A 20,684-nucleotide genomic window follows, 5' to 3' on the forward strand; every position below is an offset into this window, starting at 1 on the left:
CATCCCAATTATTAGATTTTTGGAATGCTAATGATATTTATAAAACGTTCAATAAGAGCATTAGAATTGGAATGACAACCATAGTCAAAATAGTTGATTCGGTTACCATGATAGCTGCATAGTCACTATCTGCTCCGTAAAGTTTAGCCACAACAGGTGCATTGGTCATGACTGGCATGGCTGATTGAATAATAAAGACTTCTTTCATCAATTGTGGCATTTGGGTGTGTTTGACAATGATTAACATCAAAAGCGGAGCAATCACGAAACGCCCGACTACGACCAAGACATTGTCTTTGGTAAATCGCAAACGTGACAGCCCTACATTTGCCACCGAAATCCCAATGAAAATCATCGACAAAGGGATGGTCAAATTGCCCAAATATTGGAAATCACTCAATAAGAAAGCTGGGAGTTTGATATTTAAAAGAACCAAAATCACCCCAATGATGAATCCCATAAGTGGTGGCGAGAAGATTTTCTTCAAGGTTCCTCGCAAATCAAGCGTGACTTCTTTGCGACCATCTCTTTGAATCAAATAAGTCCCTATAGTCCAGAAAAACGTCGTGTTACACATGTAATAAACCAAGACATAAGGAATACTTTTATCCCCAAAAAGTGCTTGATTGATAGGAAGTCCCACAAAAATCGTATTAGAATTAAAAAACATAGAAACAAATAAGCCCTGATGCTTTTTATCAATCAAGAATAAATGAGCTACCGCTACAGCAATAGCTAATAAAATCACCATTGAAAGCGCTGGAAAACGCAATTGTGGCAGCATTTCAAGCAACTCTTTTGCCGTAAAACGCCCAACAATGGTTGAAATCATATAGCATGGTAATGCTACTTGTGTTACCAACTTGGCAATGAGATTCGGCGCTTTTTCATCGAACCAACCTTTTTTGGTTAGCACATAACCGACTAATACCATGATAAGAATAATCAGAACACCCGAAAAACTACTCACAAACCTTGCCATTGCTTACTTCCTTTTCACCTTTTAGTTTCAGTATAGCATATTTTTAGCGCTTTCTTAACTACTTTTATGAATATTACCCCAGTCATTTAAAAAAGCTAGAAAAATAATATTTCTAGCTTTCTTATTCTTGATTAATCATCATTTTCCGAATCGAACACTTGCTCAACGTGGTCATGAATATCTTTTTTAATTTCTTTTGTTTCAACGACAGATTCTTCACCTAGTTGTTGATATTCTACTTTATCTTTCTTGGTAAATTTCTTATCATCGTCATATTTTTTAGAAATCAAGGAAATCATGCGGCGACGAAGATGTTTTTCGTCCTGCACATTACCTTTTTCACGAATCCAAGCTTGAAGCAAAACAACCAACATAATCAAGCCAATGTAACCAAGGATTGGATACATGACAGAAACCAGTTGTTTAAAACCAAGGAAGGACAAGGCATAACCACTTACGACAAAAAAAATCATGTCACGTTTAAACTGACTTTCACCTTTATTTTCAGAAAAGCGTTTTGCTAAAGCATAGTAAAGACTAAAGGCTGTGTTGAAAATAAGCCCAAATACGACAAGGGAATAGGCAAAAGCAAACCAAGGATGGATTTCATTGGCAAGTACTAACATTGGAATATCTGCAGAAGCAATCTTTCCAACATTGACAAACAAGACAAGTGAGGTAATCGCAATAATCAGACCGACAATTGCACCACCAAGTGTTCCCCCTTTTTCAGCAACGCCAATACGAATAATTGAACCACCAAGGACAAAAGCCATTGATACCCCAGTCATCACACAAATGGCGAAGTAATTAAGAACAGACACCCAAATATTTGGCATATTTGTCGGTAGAGTCTTAGCTACTGTATTTAACTGTTCAAAGTCAAAAGAATGTCCAATCAGACTATGACCAGCAATGATCAATACCATGATAATAACAATCGGCGTGAAAATCCCAATAATCTGAGTAATTTTCTCAAAATCAAGGAAACTTACAAAAATCACAAGGAGAACACAGATTAAAGCTCCTAACCAAGTGGGCAATCCAAATTGTTGATTAAGGTTAGAACCCGCTCCAGCAATCATGACAAATCCAATGACATAACAAGAAATAATCAAAGCAATGTCTAATACACGATTGGTAAAAGGATGGGCAATCTTTGAAAGCACCTCTGAGTGGTCATTCGAACGATAGTAACTTCCTAATGTCACGATAATACGTCCAAAGATAGCATTCAAAATACCTAAAACAATAACGCCAATCATTCCCCAGATACCAAATCCGACAAAATATTGCATCAAATCCTGTCCCGAAGAAAGTCCAGCACCAACAATAATACCAACATAAGCCAGTGCAATTGATAAAATTCGTTTAACCATTTTTCCTCCTTTTTAAATCAGGCAACATTAATAGGTTAACAAAAACAGATTAAGACAAAATGACGATTGTAATCTCAATATGACATTTGTTAAATTTCTGTGAAAATTTTCACGTTATTTACAACTCTTTTTCAAGCAAATGCCATTTAAAAAATAAGGGTATTTCTTACCTTCATTTTAGCACAAAACCCCGCCAGAAAGCTTCTGGCAGGGTTTGCTTTTATAAAGATTTTTTTCAACTTAATTAAATATTTGCCCAAACTGATTCAAGGATGTTAGTTTGATCGCGATCTGGTCCAACTGAGAATGTTGAAATGCGAACACCAACGAGTTCACCAACACGGCGAACGTAGTCACGAGCATTTTCGGGAAGTTCATCTAGGCTACGGCAACCTGTGATGTCTTCTGACCAACCTGGCAATTCTTCGTAGATTGGTTTACAACGTTTCAATTGTTCAAGACTTGCTGGGTAGTGGTCGATACGTTGACCGTCAAGGTCGTATGCCACACAGATTTTAACAGTATCAAGTCCTGAAAGAACGTCGATTGAGTTAAGTGACAAGTTTGTGATACCTGATACGCGGCGGCTGTGACGCATAACAACTGAGTCAAACCAACCAACACGACGTGGACGTCCAGTTGTTGTACCATATTCGTGACCGATTTCACGGATACGATCTCCAACTTCATCTAGAAGTTCTGTTGGGAACGGACCGTCACCAACACGGCTTGTGTAAGCTTTACATACACCGACAACTTTATTGATCTTGCTTGGACCAACACCTGAACCGATTGTTACCCCACCAGCAACTGGGTTTGAAGAAGTAACAAATGGGTAAGTTCCTTGGTCGATATCAAGCATAACACCTTGTGCACCTTCGAAAAGAACACGTTTACCAGCGTCAAGAGCATCATTCAAGATAACTGATGTATCTGTAACGTAATCTTTGATTTGTTGACCATATTCATAATATTCTTCAAAGATATCTTCAAATTTGATTGGTTCGCATTCGTACATTTTTTCGAAAAGACGATTCTTTTCTTCCAAGTTCACGCGCAAACGTTCTGCAAAGATATCTTTGTCCAAAAGGTCAGCAATTCGAATACCGACACGCGCTGCTTTATCCATGTAAGCAGGGCCGATACCTTTGTTTGTTGTCCCAATTTTGTTATCACCTTTAGAAGATTCTTGCAAACGGTCAAGCTTGATGTGATATGGCAAAATAACGTGTGCACGGTCTGAAATACGGAGACTATCTGTCTTAATACCTTCATCGTGCAAGTATTTCAATTCAGTTACCAATGATTTTGGATTAACAACTACACCATTTCCGATAACTGAGATTTTCTCTGGGAAGAAAATACCTGATGGAATCAAATGCAATTTGAATTTTTTACCGTCGATAACGATAGTGTGTCCTGCATTATCTCCACCTTGATAACGTGCAATCACTTCAGCATCTTGTGACAAGAAGTCAGTGATTTTACCTTTACCTTCATCACCCCATTGGGTACCAACAACTACTACTGATGTCATATTCTGTTCGATACTGATACGAAATCACCTAGCGAGCAAATAAAAACGATACTAACTTATCCAGCCTGTCGTCTCCATCTCCAAGCTAAAATTCGTATCTTCGTCCTTTCTCTACAACTTGGCAGGAATCTCACCTGCGAGTTTGTCTTACAATTTATTATATGACTTTTCTGTGTTTTTTTCAATATTTGACCTTGAGATTTTATTTTTTCCGAACTTTTTTTGAAAAAACGGCTTTTTTTCACATATTTTCTCTCATAGTTAAAATATTCAAACAACTCTTGGTAAAGCAAAACTTTTTTCATAGCAAATCTTTGCATTTTCAGACGCTTTTCCATAGAATAAATTTACATTAAAATGTATACCGTTTACATCATAATCATAGTAATTAGAGTAGCGAGGAATTACCATGTCACTTAATGGTTTACTAGAAAAATCACCAGCGACTTTGCCTATTCTTCAAGCAACTTTTGGGTTAGAAAGAGAAAGTCTTCGAATTGGAAAAGACCACCGTATCGCACAAACTGACCACCCTGCTTGCCTAGGCAGTCGCTCCTTTCACCCTTACATTCAGACGGACTACAGTGAAGCACAGCTAGAACTTATCACGCCTATCGCTCATTCCACAAAAGAAGCGCTCCGCTTTTTGGGAGCACTGACTGATGTTGCTGGCCGTTCCATCGATAAGTCTGAATACCTCTGGCCTTTATCAATACCACCAAAACTATGTGAAACAGACATTCACATTGCCAAGCTAGAGGATGACTACGAGTGCTACTACAGAAAACACTTGGCTGACGTTTATGGAAAAACACTGCAATCAATGTCTGGTATTCACTTCAACATGGAGCTTGGAAAAGATTTGGTCGCAAGCCTTTTTAAAGAAAGCGGCTATCAGTCTATTATTGATTTTAAGAATGATATTCACCTTAAATTAGCTCAGAATTTCCTACGTTTTCGTTGGCTTTTAACTTATCTGTATGGGGCTTCGCCAATAGCTGAAGAAGGCTTTTTTAGTAAAACTTTAGCCAAGCCCGTTCGCTCCATCCGAAACAGTCACTTAGGTTATGTTAATCATAAAGACATTCAGGTTTCTTACGAAAGCTTGGAAAAATACATTTCCGATATTGAGGCTTACATAGCTTCTGGCAAGTTGATTGCTGAAAAAGAATTTTACTCTGCGGTTCGCCTGCGTGGCAGCAAGCATGTTCGTGACTATCTGACAAATGGTGTCACTTACCTTGAACTGCGCACTTTTGACCTCAATCCTTTTGATAACCGTGGAATTACTCAAGAGACACTTGATACTGTGCACCTTTTTGTTCTTGCGCTTCTTTGGCTAGATAGTAGCTCTGCTATTGACCAAGACATCACAGAGGCTAGCAAGCTAAATGACAAAATTGCACTTAGCCACCCTCTAGATAAATTACCTGAAGATGCTCCCATCGAAATCATCCTTTTAGCTATGCAAGGAATTGTCGATTACTTTGAATTATCTGACTATTATCAAGGGCTTATCGACGCTATCAAAAATCAGATTGAGCATCCTGAACAAACTATCGCTGGACGCTTGCTAGAAGAGATTGACACCCTATCATTAGAATCTTTTGGGCAAAAACAAGGTCAAGCCTTTCACGATTATGCTTGGCAAGCCCCTTACGCACTCAAAGGCTATGAAAACATGGAATTATCAACACAATTATTGATGTTTGATGCCATCCAAAAAGGTGTTCACTTAGAGGTTCTCGACGAAAACGACCAATTCATCAAACTTTGGCACGGTGAACACGTCGAATACGTTAAAAATGCCAACATGACCGGCAAAGACAGCTACATCACACCACTTATCATGGAAAATAAAGTTGTCACTAAAAAACTATTGTCAAAAGCTGGTTTCCCAGTTCCAAAAGGTGAAGAATTCGCTGATAAAGCTGCTGCGCTCCGCTATTTCTCACAAATCAAAGACAAAGCTATCGTCGTCAAACCAAAATCAACTAACTTTGGACTTGGTATTTCTATTTTCAAGGAATCTGCCGACCTAACAGCTTATCAAAAAGCCTTGGATATCGCCTTTGCTGAAGATGATACTGTTCTTATTGAAGAATTCATTTCAGGTACGGAATACCGCTTTTTCGTCCTAGATGGCAAATGTGAAGCTGTGCTACTGCGTGTTCCTGCTAACGTCGTCGGAGACGGCAAGCACACCATCGCTCAATTAGTAGAGATGAAAAATCAAGACCCACTACGTGGACGTGACCACCGTTCTCCACTTGAAATCATTGACCTTGGCGATGTTGAAAAGCTCATGCTCCAACAACAAGGTTACACGCCTGATGATATTCCAGCTGACAGAGTCCGAGTTGATTTGCGACGTAACTCTAACATTTCAACAGGTGGAGATTCCATTGATGTGACAGACATTATGCCAGACGATTATAAAACATTAGCTGCGCAAATGGCTAGAGCTGTTGGTGCTTGGGTGTGTGGAGTTGATTTGATTATTCCTGATAAGAGTCTTCCTGCAAGCAAAGAAGAGCCAAACTGTGCTTGTATTGAACTCAATTTCAACCCTGCTATTTACCTTCACACTTATTGTCACGAGGGTCCAGGACAAGCACTTACACCAAAAATCCTAGCCAAACTATTCCCTGAACTTTAACCCATAAAATCTTTGCCACAATTACAGTCATCACTTGTCATTCTTAACCGTTTTACGATAAAATAAAATCAATCTTAGATAGAAATGGATTGAATATATGTCTCGACCTAGAAAAAACGGAGGAGGCCTCATTATCGCTATTATCGGGGTTATCCTTCTCATTGCTTTGCTTGAAAGCTTGTTAGAAATCATTATCCCACTTGCAATCGTTGGTGGTATTGGATATGGTATTTATTATTTTGCGACCAAGCAATCACGTCTTGAAAAGGTTAATACTAAGCAACGCTTGCAAGATTTAAAAGATAACATTCGTATTACTGACCGCCAAGTCAAACTTTTGGACAGTTATCTCGATGAAAAAAATTACACCCAATACGTTGTCAATGCGCGCCAGCTATTGCCACAAATACGTCACATCAAGTCTGAACTTAGTGAGCTCAAAGCCAAAATGGATTTAAACATCTACAAGCGTGTTCTCAAAAAAGCTGAAACTGTTGAAAAAGATATCAAATTCCAACTAGACCGACTGGATGTCTCACCAGTAAATCCTGACATTTCTGAGGAAGAAGCTGATTTACTAGAACTCGCTCCAGAGTTAGCTCATCTTTACAATAACATTCAGCAAGACCATTTGACTATCTTGAAGAAGATTGAAAATGCTGATAACAAAGAAGAACTCACTGCACTTCACGAGGCTGATATGGACCGCTTCCGCGATATTTTGGATGGCTATCTAAAAATCAAAAAAGCCCCGAAAAATTATTACAATGCTGATGAGCGTTTAGCAAAAGCGAAAACCGCAATGGAAAAATTTGATTTGGCTCTCGATGAAACGCTTCGAAAATTGAATGAAAGTGACTTAAAAGACTTCGATATCAGTCTTCGCATGATGGCTGACGACGATACAAACTTATAAGTTTAATGGGAGGGTATTATGGCTGATACTTTTAACTTTGACATTGATAAAATCGCAGATAATGCAATCACAAAAACAGACAAAACAACCAAAATCATCGTAGCAACTGATACTTCAGCAACTGGTCAAGTCTCTTTTTACGACACACTGACCCCTGAACAACAATCAGCAATCACAGCCAAAGCTCCTGCTTTAGTTGATAATTTTGTTGCTGACCAAAATGCTCTGCTTGATTTTGGAACATCTGCTGTTGAAGAAGTTAACACAACCGTCAACCGCATTTTGGCTGAGCAAAAAAAACTTGAAATTCCACAAGTTGATGACCTGCTCAAAAACGCTAACCGCGAGTTAAACGGCTTTATCGCCAAATACAAAGACGCTAAGCCTGCTGAGCTCGAAAAGAAGCCAAATTTCCTACAAAAGCTCTTTAAGCAAAGCAAAAATAGCCTGCAAGAATTCTATTTTGATTCACAAAATATCGAGCAAAAAATGGATGGTATGGCTGCCGCTGTTGTCAAACAAGAAGAAATCTTGGCTCGCAACATCGTCTCAGCAGAAATGCTAATTGAAGACAACAACAAATCTATTGAAAACTTGGTTGGCGTTATCGCCTTTATCGAAGCTTCTCAGACAGAAAGTGCCAACCGTGCGCAAGCTCTTCAAAATGAACTTGCAACACTTGATAGCGCAACGCCTGATTACCAAGTAAAATCTGACGAGCTAGCTCGCATGACCGAAGTCATCAATATGCTTGAACAACAGCACACTGAATACCTCAGTCGCCTTTACGTTGCTTGGACAACCACACCGCAAATGCGCAACATGGTCAAAGTCTCATCAGATATGCGCCAAAAACTTGGCATGCTCCGTCGCAACACCATTCCGACAATGAAATTATCAATTGCACAGATCGGTATTTTGCAACAATCCGTCAAATCTGGCGTGACTGCTGATGCTATTGTCAATGCTAATAACGCTGCGCTTCAAATGCTTGCTGAAACGAGCAAAGAAGCCATCCCTATGCTCGAACGCACTGCTCAAAGCCCAACCGTTTCTATCCAATCTGTCACAGCTCTTGCTGAGAGCCTCGTCGAACAAAACAACGGTATTATCGCAGCTATCGACAACGGTCGAAAACAACGTGCTCAACTCGAAGCAGCCGTTGTAAAATCCGCAGAAACCATTAACGACTCTGTTAAAATTCGTGACCAAAAAATTATCGAAGCCCTTCTTAACGAAGGCAAAGAAAGCCAAGAAGAAGTCGAAAAAACAAACGTCACAGAAGAAAAATAAACTAAAAAGCGAGGAGAACCTCGCTTTTTTCGCTTCTCATTTTTCACTGCATGATTACGCTTTACAGCTCACAATACTAGCCCATCAATTTTGCTTTGTGTTATAATATTCTTATGGATAAACTTATAAAATCAATTTCAAAATCTGGTTCTTTCCGTGCTTATGTGCTTGATAGCACTGAGACTGTTAGAACTGCTCAAGAAAAACATCAAACACTTCCTAGCTCTACAGTTGCTCTAGGTAGAACGCTTATCGCCAATCAAATCCTAGCCGCCAATCAGAAAGGAGACAGCAAAGTAACCGTCAAAGTCATTGGTGATAGCTCACTTGGTCACATTATTTCTGTGGCTGATACTAAAGGACACGTTAAAGGCTATATCCAAAACACTGGCGTTGATGTTAAGAAAAATGCTACTGGTGAAGTCATGGTCGGCCCATTCATGGGTAACGGTCAATTCGTTGTTATTACCGATTACGGTACTGGTAACCCATACACATCATCAACACCACTTGTCTCAGGTGAAATCGGTGAAGATTTGGCCTTTTATTTGACTGAATCTGAACAAACACCTTCTGCCGTTGGACTTAACGTCCTTCTTGATGACGAAGACAAAGTCGAAGTTGCTGGTGGCTTTATGTTGCAAGTTCTTCCAGGTGCATCTGAAGAAGAAATCAACCGCTACGAAAAACGTATCCAAGAAATGCCAGCCATTTCAAAACTCTTGGAATCTGACGACCACATTGAAGCCCTTCTAAAAGCTATCTATGGCGAAGACGAATACAAAGTCCTTGCTGAAGATGAAATCGGCTTTAACTGTGACTGCTCACGTGAACGTTTCGAAGCTGCTCTTGTCACTCTTGGCAAAGATGAATTAAAAGCCATGAAAGACGAAGACCACGGTGCTGAAATCACTTGCCAATTCTGCGGTAAAACATACAACTTTACTGAAGATGATTTGGAGGGCTTGATTAATGACTAATCTCAGCTCATCTTTCATGATTGGTGATGTTGAAATTCCTCACCGCACGGTTCTAGCACCCATGGCAGGGGTGACAAACTCTGCTTTTCGTACTATTGCCAAAGAATTTGGAGCTGGCTTAGTCGTTATGGAGATGATTTCTGAAAAAGGACTTCTCTATAACAACGAAAAAACCCTGCACATGCTACACATTGATGAAACTGAACATCCGATGTCTATTCAACTTTTCGGTGGCGATGCAGATGGTCTAAAACGCGCAGCTGAATACATCCAAGAAAATACAAAAGCTGACATCGTTGACATCAATATGGGCTGTCCTGTCAATAAAGTTGTCAAAAACGAAGCAGGAGCAAAATGGCTCAAAGACCCTGATAAAATTTATCACATCATCGATGAAGTCACTTCCGTTCTTGACATTCCGCTTACTGTCAAAATGCGTACTGGATGGTCAGATAACAAACTAGCTGTTGAAAACGCGCTTGCCGCTGAATCAGCTGGTGTCTCTGCCCTTGCTATGCATGGACGCACACGTGAACAAATGTACACAGGTAAATGTGACCTTGAAACACTTGCTCGCGTTTCAGAAGCCATCACTAAAATTCCATTTATCGGAAACGGTGACGTGCGCAGCGTTCACGATGCGAAATACATGATTGAAGAAATCGGTGTAGATGCCGTTATGGTTGGACGCGCAGCCATGAACAATCCTTACATCTTCACCCAAATTAATCATTATTTTGAAACAGGTGAAGAATTACCAGACCTTCCATTTGTCAAAAAATTGGACATCGCCGAAGATCACCTTAAACGTCTCATCGACCTCAAAGGTGAAAAAATCGCTGTCCGTGAATTCCGTGGCTTAGCTCCACATTACCTTCGTGGTACTGCTGGGGCTGCTAAAATCCGCGGGGCCGTCTCACGCGCAGAAACAATCGACGAAGTCAAAGAAATTTTCAACAGCTTACGATGATATAGAAACTCCCCGATAACAAAAGTTACTCGGGGAGTTATTATAACAAATAACCCTGCTTGTTTTATCCAAGCAGGGTTATTTGTTATGCAATATCAAATTTGAGTTGTCCTTTTGAAACACCAATTTTAAGAGTATTTCCACTTGCCAAATTACCTGATAGGATAAGTTCAGATAGTTTATCTTCGACTTTATCTTGAATAGTACGGCGAAGTGGACGAGCACCCATTTCTGGGTCGTATCCAGCTTCAGCAAGGTATTTAAGCGCTGATGGTTGGAATTTAAGTGTGATATCTTTTTCAGCCAATGTTGCAATCAATGGTTTAACCATAATTTTAACAACATCACGCATATTTTCTTGTGTTAGGTGGTGGAAGACAACTTTTTCATCAATACGGTTGATGAATTCTGGACGATAAGTTTTCTTAAGCTCTTCCATGATGCGTTTTTGCATAGCATCATAATCATGAGCCATGTCACGCGCCCCAAATCCAACTGTCTTATCATCACGAAGGGCAGTTGCACCAAGGTTTGACGTCATGATAATAATAGTATTTGAGAAGTCAACTTTACGACCACGACTATCTGTCAACACGCCATCATCCAAGACTTGAAGTAAGACATTGAAAATATCTGGGTGAGCTTTTTCAACCTCATCAAAAAGAAGCACTGAATAAGGTTTGTTACGAACTTTTTCTGTAAGTTCTCCACCTTCTTCATAGCCAACATATCCTGGAGGCGCTCCGTTAAGACGACTCGCTGCAAATTTTTCCATGTATTCAGACATATCAAAGCGGATAAGTGCTGATTCATCATCAAAAAGTAGCTCTGCTAAAGCCTTAGCTAATTCTGTCTTACCAACACCTGTTGGTCCTAAGAACATAAATGAACCAATTGGACGTTTTCCTGTACGGATACCAGCTTGATTTCGACGAATAGCACGGCTAATGGCAGAAATTGCAGCATCTTGACCAATAACACGTTTGTGCAATTCTTTTTCAAGCGTCAAATATTTCTTACTGTCAGCTTGCGTCATTTTTTCAACAGGAATACCTGACAAACGGCTAAGAGTTGCCATGATGTCATCTTCTGTCACAGCTGTTGGCTTACGTGTCACAGCTTTACGTAATGCTTTTAGCAATTTTGTAGCTTTTTTGAAATCACCTTCTAAGATAGCTTGGTCAGCTGGAGTTAAGTCAGAAGGTGTTTCTTTTTTCACCAAACCTTGAACGGTTGCACTAGCTTCATCAAGCAAATCAATAGCTGAGTCTGGTAGATTCTTACTTGTCAAATAACGGTGGGCAGCTTTAACTGCTGTCAACACAGCATCATCAGAAATCATTACATTGTGGAAAGTTTCGTAAGATCTTTTAAGTCCAAGTAAAATCTGATAAGCATCTTCAACACTTGGTTCTTCAATCGTAATTTTCGCAAAACGACGTGAAAGAGCTGCATCTTTTTCGATATGTTTTTGATATTCTTCTTGAGTTGTCGCACCAACCATGTGAAGTGTACCGCGCGCAAGAGCTGGTTTTAAGATGTTAGCAGCATCCAAAGTACTATCAATACCTGAACCAGAACCCATGATAGTGTGGACTTCATCGATAAACAAAATAATATGACCATCTTCTTCGATATCTGAGATGATTTGGTTCATGCGCTCCTCAAAGTCACCACGGAAACGAGTCCCCGCAACAACACTCATCATATCAAGCTCTAAGACACGCATATCTTGGAGTTCATAAGGAATTTCACCATCGACAATACGTTGTGCCAAACCATAAGCAAGAGCCGTTTTTCCGACACCGGCTTCACCAACTAAGACAGGATTATTTTTAGTCTTACGGCTAAGTACTTGAACCATGCGAGAGACTTCTTTTTCACGTCCGATAACTGGCTCAAGTTTTCCTTGACGAGCTAATTCAGTCAAATCACGAGTGAAGTCTGATAATTCTCCCGCAGTTGACTGAGGTTTCATCATTTCTGAGAAAGCTCCGCCCATTGTAGCTTTTTTAGGCTTACGAAGATCATGGATAGCTTTGATTTTTTCTTTGGTAAATCCAGCATTACGTGACAATGATTTACGTAAATCAAGCAAGCGTGCTGAATCACCATCTTCTTTATTTTTAAATCCAGCAACTTCCAAAAGACGTGTCGCAAACAAATCGAGATTCAACAACATAGCATAAAGGACATGCTCTGTTCCGACTTCAGTGCTGCCAGTCACTTTGCAAATTGATTCAGCAAAAGCTAAGACGTCTTTTAGGGCTTTAGATTGTTCTAAGAACTGCACATTTTTCACATCTGCCAAAGGTGATTTTCCGAGCGCCAAAACAGCCGCCGCTTCGTACTCTTCGTAAGCAATCTTATTTTGGTATTCAGCAAATGTTAACCCTGCCACTGAATCATGAACAGCTACCATGGCTAAAAGCACATGCCAACTTTCTAAATATGGGCTTTCAAATCGCGCCGCCTGATACTGGGCGATACTGAAAACCTCCTGCATTTTCATTGAATATTCACTCATAAATGGAATCCTTTTCTATCTAATCTTTGTAAGATTTTTCGCAACATACGTGCACGAATTTCAGGAGCATCTTTTCCTAAAACCTCATCAGTAGCTGTTGCTAAAATCAGATTTCCTTCACGTTCACTAATAATTTTTTCGTCAAAAAGTAATTGAATCAAATCTGTAAAGACTTGCTCGCTGATACGTTCACCGATATTTGCCATAAGATTATCAAACATTTGGTGTTGGTCTGAAAAACGCACTCTAGCAATGCGAATATAACCACCACCACCACGCTTACTTTCGACTGTATAGCCACGACTTTCTGTAAAACGTGTTTTAATCACGTAGTTAATTTGGCTAGGAACAACTTGAAAGGCATCTGCCAAGTTTGACCGCTTAATCTCAGCAATACCTGATTGGGCAAGTAATTGCTTGATGTATTCTTCAATACTATCAGATGTATTTTTTGCCATTAGCTTCCTCCTTTTCAAGATTAAAGACCATTTCAATATGGACTCTCTTTGACTATAACTGACTAATATTATAACAAAAATATCACTTTTTATAAACGAAAATACACCAAATGACCTGCTATCGTAAGCTTTTCTCACCATTTAAAATAAATAGCGCTTATTAAGCAATAGTATTTTACTATTAGAACAGATTTTAGTTGAGTTTGTTTCCTAGATAAGATACAATTAACCTTGTAACAAATGAAAGGTTTCAAGTAATGAACTATATTATTACATTTTTAATCGGCATGGTGCCACTTATTGAGCTTCGTGGTGCTGTTCCTTATGCTATCGCAACTGGTATTCCAATGTGGCAAGCACTGATTATCGGGGTTGTTGCCAACATGCTTCCAGTTCCAATTATCTTCTTCTTTGCTCGCCGTGTTTTAGAATGGGGAGCTGATAAACCTGTTATCGGCGGTTTCTTTACTTGGTGTTTGAAAAAAGGTCACAAAGGTGGTAAAAAACTTGCAGATACTGCTGGTGACAAAGGAATTTTCATTGCTCTTCTTCTCTTTGTAGGAATTCCAATTCCTGGAACAGGAGCTTGGACAGGAACACTTGCTGCTTCAATTCTTGACTGGAACTTCAAACGCAGTATTACAGCGGTTATGCTAGGGGTTATCCTTGCAGGCTTAATTATGGGAGCACTAACTGTTCTTGGCTTGGGCGCTTTATCTTAATTTGAAAAAACAAGAGCTTGGAAATTCCAAGCTCTTTAATGTTACACACAAAAAAAGAAGACCACTAAGTGATCTTCTTTTTATATTAGCAAGCTAGTCTTATTTGTTAAGAGCTGCTGCCATTGTAGCTGCAACTTCTGATTCAAAGTCGTTAGCTGCTTTTTCGATACCTTCACCAACTTCGAAACGAGTGAAAGTAACAACTTTTGCGTTTACTGAATCAAGGTATTGTTCAACAGTTTTGCTATCGTCCATGATGTAAACTTGTGCAAGAAGTGTGTATTGTTGGTCAACCTTAGTGTTGTCAAGCATGAAGCGATCCATTTTACCAGGGATGATTTTATCCCAGATTTTTTCTGGTTTACCTTCAGCTTTAAGTTCTGCTTTAATATCTTCTTCAGCTTGAGCGATGATTTCATCAGTCAATTGTGATTTAGAACCATATTTCAAGTGTGGAAGAGCTGGTTTGTTAACCATTGCACGTGATTCGTTATCAAGATCGATAGCGTGGTTCATTTGAGCCAATTCATCGTAGATGAATTGTTCGTCAAGTTCTTTGTATGAAAGAACTGTTGGTTTCATAGCTGCAACGTGCATTGAAACTTGTTTTGCAAGAGCTTCGTCGCCACCTTCAAGAACTGTGATAACACCGATACGTCCACCGTTGTGTTGGTAAGCACCGAAGTGTTGTTCATCAGTTTTTTCGATAAGTGCAAAGCGACGGAATGAGATTTTTTCACCGATAGTTGCAGTTGCATTAACGTAAGCTGCTTCCAAAGTTTCACCTGAAGCCAAAGTTACTTTAAGTGCTTCTTCGTTGTTGGCAGGTTTTTGTTCAGCGATAGCTTTAGCTGTTTCTTTAACCAATTCAACGAATTGTGCGTTTTGAGCAACGAAGTCAGTTTCAGCGTTAACTTCAACAACTGCTGCAACGTTACCGTCAACGTAAATACCAGTCAAACCCTCAGCAGCAACGCGGTCAGCTTTTTTAGCTGCTTTAGCCATACCTTTTTCACGAAGCAATTCAATTGCTTTTTCCATGTCACCGTCAGTTTCAACAAGTGCTTTTTTAGCGTCCATGACACCAGCACCTGATTTTTCACGCAATTCTTTTACTTGAGCTGCAGTAATTGCCATTTTTATGTCCTCCAGGATTTTTTTGTTTACCAAATAATAAAAACGAGACAGAGCGGTTTGCTTTCTGCCCCGTTTTAAAGCATATCAAAGACTGTTAAGCCTCTAATCTTATTCGTTGTCGCCTTCTACAACTTCAACGATTTCTTCGATTGAATCAGCTTTTGCTTCTGCATGGAAATCAGCGTCAGCATCTTCACCTTGGCGTCCTTCGATAACAGCGTCAGCCAATTTAGAAGTGATCAATTTAACGGCGCGGATAGCGTCATCGTTAGCTGGGATGATAACATCGATATCATCTGGATCAGCATTAGTATCAACCATAGCTACTACAGGGATACCAAGTTTTTTAGCTTCTTTAACAGCGATTTGTTCTTTGTGTGGGTCAACAATGTACATTACGTCTGGAATACGTGGCATATCTTCGATACCGCCCAAGAATTTTTCAAGACGAGCACGTTGTTTGTTAAGAAGAGCAACTTCTTTCTTAGGAAGAACTTCAAAAATTCCATCTTCTTCCATACGTTTGATTTCTTTCAAACGAGCGATACGTTTTTGGATAGTATCCCAGTTTGTAAGAGTTCCACCCAACCAACGGTGGTTGATGTAGTATTGACCTGCGCGTTCTGCTTCTTCTTTAACAGCGTCAGCAGCTTGTTTTTTAGTACCAACAAACAAGATTACAGCGTCGTTAGCAGCTGCATCACGAACGAATTCGTAAGCTGCATCAGCCATTTTTACAGTTTGTTGAAGGTCGATAACGTGGATACCGTTACGTTCTGTGAAGATGTATTTAGCCATCTTAGGGTTCCAGCGACGAGTTTGGTGACCGAAGTGAACACCAGCTTCAAGAAGTTGTTTCATTGAAATTACTGCCATGAGTAGTTTCTCCTTTATAAAATGTTTTTTCCCTCTTCCAGACTTCATCTTGCAAATCCACTCATAATGAGCAACAGACTCACAATACATCCAGAATGAGTATTTGTTGCATAATACAACTATCATATTCTACCATAAAAGCAAACTCTTGGCAAGCCATATGCGGCTTGAAAGAGTTTTTATTTTAGGCTTTTTGAAGCCTTTTGATAACTGAAAATGACCACTAAATTTTCACGATTTTTTTCCAAGATAAAAACAAAAAAAGCTCGATTAATCGAGCTTACTTGGCATTATGAAGGCGGTAGACGGATTTGAACCGACGATCAAGCTTTTGCAGAGCCGTGCCTTACCACTTGGCTATACCGCCATAACAGATATTATTCTACCCTAAAATCAAAAACATGTCAAGTCTAATTCATGAAATTCTGAAAGAGGATTATGAAAATAAAAGAATTCACGGCTTTACCCTTGAAATTTCAACAATCTATGCTATAATACTAAAAATCTTTGGAGGTGTTTTATGAAAAAACTAAGTCCTGACAGTCACATTCGCGTACTCAGTCCGTCAGATTCAATTGCTCGCTTGGGTGGATTTGAAGCCAATCTTTCTGCCAAAGAAACGTTAGAAAATCTAGGATTTCGTGTGTCATTTTCAGAACATTATTTAGAATCTGATATGCTCGATTCTTCTTCAATCGAAAGTCGCGTCGCTGATTTACACGCTGCCTTTTTGGATGACTCTGTCGACGCCATTTTGGCTACCATTGGTGGCTTTAATTCTAATGAGTTATTACCCTATCTTGACTATGACTTAATTACCAAACACCCCAAAATTATCTGCGGTTATTCTGATTCAACAGCTTTTTTAAATGCTATCTATGCTAAAACTGGAATGCTGACATACATGGGACCTTCATATTCTAGTTTTAAAATGAAAGAAGGTCAAGATTACCAGAGCAAGGCTTGGTTAAATGCCATGACAAAATCAGCTTATGACCTTGTTCCAAGTCAGGAGTGGTCAAGCGACCCTTGGTATGACCCAACACAACCACGTCATTTTATGCCAACAGAATGGAAAATTTACAACGCAGGGAAAGCTTCTGGCACCATTATTGGTGGAAATTTATCTACTTTTGGACTTCTTCGCGGAACACCTTACACCCCTCAAGTCAACGATTATGTCCTTTTCTTAGAAGAGGCAGAAGAAGATGACTATCATGATTTTGATCGCAATTTAGCAGCCATTTTACAAGCTTACCCCAATCCAAAAGCGGTGCTTATCGGACGCTTCCCAAAGGAATGCCAAATGACACCCGAAATATTAACCTATATCCTAGACAAGCACCCACTTCTTAAAACCATTCCTGTCATGTATGACCTTGATTTTGCCCACACTCAGCCACTCTTTACAATCACTATCGGCGCACAAGCAAGCATTGACACTGATACTTTGAGTATTCATATCGAGGAATAAAACTCCTCTATGAAGAATTTTATATATGAGTATGAACTAAAAAACAAAAACGCCTTTTCGTAAAAACGAATTGGCGTATTTTATCTTTCAGCTTTGACTAAATGCAATCATTTTATCTAGGATTTTAACTAGACGTTGTTCTTGATCTTTAGTCATTTTATCTTTAGTGGCATCATGGTCATCGACCATACCAACGTGAACTTTAACATCTCCTGAACTATTAATTGCAACGACAAAAGGAACGTATAATTTGTCTTCTTTGGTATAAGTTTGAGAGAATTTTTTCACGATAGCATTATCAGCGTCGCTATAATGTTTACCTCGAACATCGACTGTATAGGCTTTACCATGGTCTGCTTGTAATTCCTTGTCTAAGACAGGCAATAACTCAACACACCACGGACAGGTTGGAAAGCCAAAATAATACATGCCTTGTTCTTTAGCTTCTAAGCGACTAACCACATCATCTTGATTATCTTTAACCAGCTGAGCCGTTTCATCAACATAAGCACTTGTTCCGTTTAATTTATTGGTAACGATATAACTACCACCAAAAATAATCACAAACAAAATGATAAAGAGACCAAGTTTCACAGTTTTTTATTTTTCACTATTTTTCTCCTTTTGAATCAGTTGAACAATTGACAGTAAAATCACCTCGCCATCTGCTGTGAATGGTAAGAGGTTAAACAGATTCATTAGACAAGTTACCTTCAATACGAGGGTGTAGTAATTTAGAGGGATTAAAATGCCAATTAGAGTTAACAGAAATGGTGATATAAAAGCAATTAAGAAATTGTCTAAGGGACGGTTTTGATTTCTATACTCTACTTGAAAAGCCAGAACACCAACGTGTTTAAAACACGCTTGGTAATGCAGTGCTCGTGCCACCAAGTAATGCAATATCTCATATAATCTGACCGCAGCATAAACTGACAGAATCGTAACAACGACTAGAATGAATAACTCAGTCATATTTCTTTTCACTGAATTTATCAGTGAGATAAGTTAAAGCACAGACAAGGCAAAAAGAAATGATAAATGCAATTAATGTTTGCCAAGACAAGTCAAATGTTGTAGAAATTTTATGCTCAGTAATTTTGTTATCAATGGTGATGCCTAACAAAGTTTTTACTGAAGCTGACGATCCGCCAAGCTGAAATAATTTCCAAAGGCTTGTAAACACAACTAAGGCAGCGTAGGTCACTACACTAATCCCAAGACAACGACTAAAATCTTTCATATCTTAACCTCCTAAGAAGACTATAGTGAATACCTGCTAATAGGATAATAACTATCAAACCCAAGCTCGCGTTTTTCACAACAAGTGTGACTAAGATAAAAATAATCCCTAATAAAAACATTGACGTGATCTCATTGAGATTTCCGCGTGATTTTGGGAAAAGATAGCCCAGCATAAAAGCTGATTGAGCAAAAGCAACTGACACCATCACTTGGTTAATGGTAGCTCAATGAAAGGCAAAGCAAATCAATAAAGGTATTTCCAACAATACAAGAAGTAAATACTGACCAAAGTATTCTTCCCATACTGTAATCCTCAGGAGATTATACTGATTTCGGAAATCCTCTGTGCTATCGCCATGTGAAAGTAATAATAAGCCATTAAACGCAAGTAATGTTGGTAAGACTGCCAGAACTGCTTTTACACCACTCTGATAAGCCATAATGTCAATAACAATCACAGGAAAAATCAAGTAATACCAATTTGTTTTATAACGAAAGGTGACTTTATCAAGAACAGGTACTTTAATAAAGCGACTGCGACTAGTAACTAAAGTGTCAGCCAAAGGCAAATGTAAAAGCAAATAAACAACGACAACTAGACAGCCAAAACTACCAAGGAATGCCCCTAGAATCAACTCATGAATGGAAAATGGAGAAGAAGCTAATCGTGATTCTAGTGCATAACGCCATTGAAAGAAATAAGCCAAACTAGTTATTAAAATTAAATTTGCTAGGAGTAGTTTAATCACAAGCAAGTGTTTTATCTGACTTTGCAAAAGCCTATCTAGCCCTAAAAATAAGCCTTCTAAGCTGATGATAACAAGAAAGAATGAAAAATGTTGACTAAGGAAAAACAAGCCAAAATCTCCCACAGAAGTTGTAACCAACTTGATAGCAGGCGTTGCAATGATCATGACTAATTCATAAATCCCAACCATTAGCAACAAACGAAACAAAGAGTAAGCCCTTTGAATATCACGCTTTCGAAATGGTAAAGCTTTAACGAAATACAAAGATATCTTATCCAAAGCCAAGGTTGCCTCAATAAAAAGAAAGGACAAGCAACCCAAGACAAGAGTATTGCTGAAATAGCTAAAAAAGATTTGTTTCTGCCCAGTTTCCAAAATAGCAAGAGGAACATTTGTTCTGATGGATGATATTTTTGCCAGCTCTTTCATGTTGTAGAGATAATACAAAATATAAAGCAGGTATAGGAAAGTGACAAAGGAACGTCTTACCCATTTTGATTTGAAAATCGGGCGATTTAAGAAACCTTTCAAAGCATTATTTAGAAACATTGTCATCAAAAGTTGCGTATCTTTGAATGAACGTGATTTTATCATGAACAGACTCCGTGCGTAACACCTCTGCTTTCAATTGACTAGCATCACCAGTAAAAGGGACTAATTTCCCATTAGACATCAAAAAGATATGGTCACAAAAGTGATTGATTATGGTCGTATTATGTGAAATTAAGACAAGACTGCAATGACCAAGTAAAGCCTGAACGAGTTTTACTGTCATCAAAG

General features: G+C 39.0%; 18 protein-coding genes and 1 tRNA gene. 7 read left to right on the forward strand and 12 right to left on the reverse strand.

The window, feature by feature from the left end:
- Nucleotides 1–37 precede the first annotated feature (37 nt).
- From DQN23_RS08340 to DQN23_RS08350, 3 genes are all read right to left on the reverse strand, one after another.
- Nucleotides 38–982 (reverse strand): AEC family transporter, encoded by a 945-nt coding sequence (locus DQN23_RS08340; protein WP_111713025.1) that lies wholly within the window; start codon nt 980–982, stop codon nt 38–40.
- A gap of 131 nt (nt 983–1,113) precedes the next feature.
- Nucleotides 1,114–2,361, reverse strand: coding sequence for a YkvI family membrane protein (locus DQN23_RS08345; RefSeq protein ID WP_058814305.1), 1,248 nt, complete (start codon nt 2,359–2,361; stop codon nt 1,114–1,116).
- 244 nt (nt 2,362–2,605) lie between these two features.
- Nucleotides 2,606–3,898 carry an adenylosuccinate synthase gene (locus DQN23_RS08350; RefSeq protein WP_020917561.1) on the reverse strand — a complete coding sequence of 431 codons (1,293 nt, stop codon included), beginning with the start codon at nt 3,896–3,898 and terminating at the stop codon, nt 2,606–2,608.
- A gap of 409 nt (nt 3,899–4,307) precedes the next feature.
- Between DQN23_RS08350 and gshAB the strand changes: the two genes are divergently transcribed.
- The 5 genes from gshAB (at nt 4,308) to dusB (ending at nt 10,716) form a co-directional block, all read left to right on the forward strand.
- Complete coding sequence (gene gshAB / locus DQN23_RS08360) at nt 4,308–6,557, forward strand: bifunctional glutamate--cysteine ligase GshA/glutathione synthetase GshB (RefSeq protein ID WP_111713026.1); 2,250 nt, start codon at nt 4,308–4,310, stop codon at nt 6,555–6,557.
- A 97-nt stretch (nt 6,558–6,654) separates the two neighbouring features.
- Complete coding sequence (locus tag DQN23_RS08365) at nt 6,655–7,473, forward strand: hypothetical protein (RefSeq protein ID WP_020917563.1); 819 nt, start codon at nt 6,655–6,657, stop codon at nt 7,471–7,473.
- 18 nt (nt 7,474–7,491) lie between these two features.
- The gene (locus DQN23_RS08370; protein ID WP_111713027.1) at nt 7,492–8,766 is read left to right on the forward strand and encodes a toxic anion resistance protein; all 1,275 of its coding nucleotides are present in this window, start codon (nt 7,492–7,494) and stop codon (nt 8,764–8,766) included.
- A 113-nt stretch (nt 8,767–8,879) separates the two neighbouring features.
- On the forward strand, nt 8,880–9,746 hold the full coding sequence (gene hslO, locus DQN23_RS08375; protein WP_043895138.1) for an Hsp33 family molecular chaperone HslO: 867 nt from the start codon (nt 8,880–8,882) through the stop codon (nt 9,744–9,746).
- Nucleotides 9,739–10,716: a tRNA dihydrouridine synthase DusB gene (dusB, locus tag DQN23_RS08380; RefSeq protein ID WP_020917566.1), complete on the forward strand. Its 978-nt coding sequence runs from the start codon at nt 9,739–9,741 to the stop codon at nt 10,714–10,716. The genes hslO and dusB overlap by 8 nt, the downstream gene beginning before the upstream one ends.
- Before the next feature lie 85 nt (nt 10,717–10,801).
- Here the strand turns inward: dusB and DQN23_RS08385 are convergent, their stop codons facing one another.
- Together DQN23_RS08385 and DQN23_RS08390 are read right to left on the reverse strand one after the other, a co-directional pair.
- The gene (locus DQN23_RS08385; RefSeq protein WP_111713028.1) at nt 10,802–13,243 is read right to left on the reverse strand and encodes an ATP-dependent Clp protease ATP-binding subunit; all 2,442 of its coding nucleotides are present in this window, start codon (nt 13,241–13,243) and stop codon (nt 10,802–10,804) included.
- Nucleotides 13,240–13,701, reverse strand: a complete 462-nt coding sequence (locus tag DQN23_RS08390; protein WP_039696152.1) for a CtsR family transcriptional regulator — start codon at nt 13,699–13,701, stop codon at nt 13,240–13,242. The genes DQN23_RS08385 and DQN23_RS08390 overlap by 4 nt, the downstream gene beginning before the upstream one ends.
- Nucleotides 13,702–13,958: 257 nt before the next feature.
- Here DQN23_RS08390 and DQN23_RS08395 point away from each other — a divergent pair, with 257 nt between their 5' ends.
- Entirely contained in the window at nt 13,959–14,423 is a 465-nt protein-coding gene (locus DQN23_RS08395; protein WP_020917569.1) for a COG2426 family protein, read from the forward strand.
- Between the two features lie 99 nt (nt 14,424–14,522).
- On the opposite strand, the gene tsf is transcribed toward DQN23_RS08395, so the two are convergent.
- The 3 genes from tsf to DQN23_RS08410 form a co-directional block, all read right to left on the reverse strand.
- A complete protein-coding gene (tsf, locus tag DQN23_RS08400) occupies nt 14,523–15,560 on the reverse strand; it encodes a translation elongation factor Ts (protein ID WP_020917570.1) in 1,038 nt (345 codons plus the stop codon).
- Nucleotides 15,561–15,668: 108 nt separating this feature from the next.
- Nucleotides 15,669–16,436, reverse strand: coding sequence for a 30S ribosomal protein S2 (gene rpsB / locus DQN23_RS08405; protein WP_043895139.1), 768 nt, complete (start codon nt 16,434–16,436; stop codon nt 15,669–15,671).
- A 296-nt stretch (nt 16,437–16,732) separates the two neighbouring features.
- Nucleotides 16,733–16,803, reverse strand: a tRNA-Cys gene (locus tag DQN23_RS08410).
- 153 nt (nt 16,804–16,956) lie between these two features.
- Here DQN23_RS08410 and DQN23_RS08415 point away from each other — a divergent pair.
- Nucleotides 16,957–17,910 (forward strand): S66 family peptidase, encoded by a 954-nt coding sequence (locus DQN23_RS08415; RefSeq protein WP_111713029.1) that lies wholly within the window; start codon nt 16,957–16,959, stop codon nt 17,908–17,910.
- 87 nt (nt 17,911–17,997) lie between these two features.
- Here the strand turns inward: DQN23_RS08415 and DQN23_RS08420 are convergent, their stop codons facing one another.
- From DQN23_RS08420 to DQN23_RS09465, 4 genes are all read right to left on the reverse strand, one after another.
- Entirely contained in the window at nt 17,998–18,504 is a 507-nt protein-coding gene (locus DQN23_RS08420) for a thioredoxin domain-containing protein (RefSeq protein ID WP_111713030.1), read from the reverse strand.
- A gap of 373 nt (nt 18,505–18,877) precedes the next feature.
- Nucleotides 18,878–19,153 carry a hypothetical protein gene (locus DQN23_RS08430; RefSeq protein WP_058832872.1) on the reverse strand — a complete coding sequence of 92 codons (276 nt, stop codon included), beginning with the start codon at nt 19,151–19,153 and terminating at the stop codon, nt 18,878–18,880.
- A gap of 226 nt (nt 19,154–19,379) precedes the next feature.
- Complete coding sequence (locus DQN23_RS08435; protein WP_061409008.1) at nt 19,380–20,459, reverse strand: hypothetical protein; 1,080 nt, start codon at nt 20,457–20,459, stop codon at nt 19,380–19,382.
- Entirely contained in the window at nt 20,440–20,679 is a 240-nt protein-coding gene (locus tag DQN23_RS09465; RefSeq protein ID WP_231997009.1) for a hypothetical protein, read from the reverse strand. The genes DQN23_RS08435 and DQN23_RS09465 overlap by 20 nt, the downstream gene beginning before the upstream one ends.
- Nucleotides 20,680–20,684: the final 5 nt, after the last annotated feature.

The organism is Streptococcus lutetiensis (assembly GCF_900475675.1).
In the GTDB taxonomy this organism is placed as follows: domain Bacteria; phylum Bacillota; class Bacilli; order Lactobacillales; family Streptococcaceae; genus Streptococcus; species Streptococcus lutetiensis.

Excerpts from the sequence above, each read along its gene's own strand:
- DQN23_RS08365 (WP_020917563.1), top strand. The coding sequence starts at position 6,655 with ATGTCTCGACCTAGAAAAAACGGAGGAGGCCTCATTATCGCTATTATC.
- rpsB (WP_043895139.1), bottom strand. The coding sequence starts at position 16,436 with ATGGCAGTAATTTCAATGAAACAACTTCTTGAAGCTGGTGTTCACTTC.
- tsf (WP_020917570.1), bottom strand. The coding sequence starts at position 15,560 with ATGGCAATTACTGCAGCTCAAGTAAAAGAATTGCGTGAAAAATCAGGT.
- DQN23_RS09465 (WP_231997009.1), bottom strand. The coding sequence starts at position 20,679 with ATGACAGTAAAACTCGTTCAGGCTTTACTTGGTCATTGCAGTCTTGTC.
- DQN23_RS08350 (WP_020917561.1), bottom strand. The coding sequence starts at position 3,898 with ATGACATCAGTAGTAGTTGTTGGTACCCAATGGGGTGATGAAGGTAAA.
- DQN23_RS08345 (WP_058814305.1), bottom strand. The coding sequence starts at position 2,361 with ATGGTTAAACGAATTTTATCAATTGCACTGGCTTATGTTGGTATTATT.
- dusB (WP_020917566.1), top strand. The coding sequence starts at position 9,739 with ATGACTAATCTCAGCTCATCTTTCATGATTGGTGATGTTGAAATTCCT.
- DQN23_RS08370 (WP_111713027.1), top strand. The coding sequence starts at position 7,492 with ATGGCTGATACTTTTAACTTTGACATTGATAAAATCGCAGATAATGCA.
- DQN23_RS08415 (WP_111713029.1), top strand. The coding sequence starts at position 16,957 with ATGAAAAAACTAAGTCCTGACAGTCACATTCGCGTACTCAGTCCGTCA.
- DQN23_RS08430 (WP_058832872.1), bottom strand. The coding sequence starts at position 19,153 with ATGAAAGATTTTAGTCGTTGTCTTGGGATTAGTGTAGTGACCTACGCT.
- gshAB (WP_111713026.1), top strand. The coding sequence starts at position 4,308 with ATGTCACTTAATGGTTTACTAGAAAAATCACCAGCGACTTTGCCTATT.
- DQN23_RS08385 (WP_111713028.1), bottom strand. The coding sequence starts at position 13,243 with ATGAGTGAATATTCAATGAAAATGCAGGAGGTTTTCAGTATCGCCCAG.
- hslO (WP_043895138.1), top strand. The coding sequence starts at position 8,880 with ATGGATAAACTTATAAAATCAATTTCAAAATCTGGTTCTTTCCGTGCT.
- DQN23_RS08390 (WP_039696152.1), bottom strand. The coding sequence starts at position 13,701 with ATGGCAAAAAATACATCTGATAGTATTGAAGAATACATCAAGCAATTA.
- DQN23_RS08340 (WP_111713025.1), bottom strand. The coding sequence starts at position 982 with ATGGCAAGGTTTGTGAGTAGTTTTTCGGGTGTTCTGATTATTCTTATC.
- DQN23_RS08435 (WP_061409008.1), bottom strand. The coding sequence starts at position 20,459 with ATGACAATGTTTCTAAATAATGCTTTGAAAGGTTTCTTAAATCGCCCG.
- DQN23_RS08395 (WP_020917569.1), top strand. The coding sequence starts at position 13,959 with ATGAACTATATTATTACATTTTTAATCGGCATGGTGCCACTTATTGAG.